General features: G+C 72.1%; 1 protein-coding gene. It reads right to left on the bottom strand.

Features of this window, described 5'->3' with window-relative positions; genetic code table 11:
• Positions 1-257: 257 nt before the first annotated feature.
• The coding region (locus H261_RS22895) for a methyl-accepting chemotaxis protein (protein WP_008622739.1) at positions 258-983 on the bottom strand (726 nt) is incomplete at its 5' end.

Consider the following 983-nt stretch of genomic DNA (forward strand, 5'->3'; position numbering starts at 1 on the left):
GGCGCGCTTGCTCTGCCCCAGCCCGCCGCACTGGTGGTACAGCACCAGTGCGGGAAAGGGGCCGGGCCCCTCGGGCTTGAACACGGCCATGCGCGGGTGGTCACCTCGGCCAGGGTCGAGATTTCGGACGGAAAGACCAGATCGGGAGCCTGGGCGGCACCGGCCCGCATCTCGCTGGCCGACGGCACCGCCTGGGCCCGGGCCGGTCCGGCCCAGGACAGGAGCGCCACGACGACGAGCGCCGCTCCGATCATGCCTCAGCCCTCCGCCCCGTTATCCTTGCGCATGGAATCCACGAACTGGTGCACCTCGCGGTCCAGGGACTGGGTCTCGGCGGTGAGGCGCCGGGCGATGCCCTGGACGGAATCGGCGCTGGCGCCCGCCGAGGCGGTGGCCGAGGCCAGGTCCCCCAACGTCGCCGAGACTTCCTGGGTGCCGGCCGAGGCTTCCTGGACGTTGCGGGCGATCTCGGCGGTGGCGGCGCCCTGCTCCTCGACCGCCGCCGCGATGGCGCCGGCGATCTCGTTGATGCGGCCGATGGTGGCGGCGATGGAGGCGATGGCGTCCACCGCTTCCTGAGTGCGGCTCTGCACCGCCCCCACCTGGGTGGAGATTTCCTCGGTGGCCCTGGCGGTCTGGGTGGCCAGATGCTTGACCTCGTTGGCCACCACGGCGAAGCCCTTTCCGGCCTCGCCGGCGCGGGCCGCCTCGATGGTGGCGTTGAGCGCCAGCAGGTTGGTCTGGGCGGCGATGTCGTTGATCAGGGTCACTACCTCGCCGATATGGCCCGCCGCCTCGGCCAGCCCCTTGACCAGGGCGTTGGTGCGCTCGGCCTCGGCCACCGCCTTGCCGGAGGTGTTGGAGGATTCGTGCACCTGGCGGGAAATCTCGTGGATGGAGGCGGACAATTGCTCGGCCGCCGCCGCCACGGTGGAGACGTTGCCCGAGGCCTGCTCGGCCGAGGCGGCGGCGGCCGCCGCCTT

Origin of the sequence: Paramagnetospirillum caucaseum (genome assembly GCF_000342045.1) — a bacterium.
Classification (GTDB): Bacteria; Pseudomonadota; Alphaproteobacteria; order Rhodospirillales; family Magnetospirillaceae; genus Phaeospirillum; species Phaeospirillum caucaseum.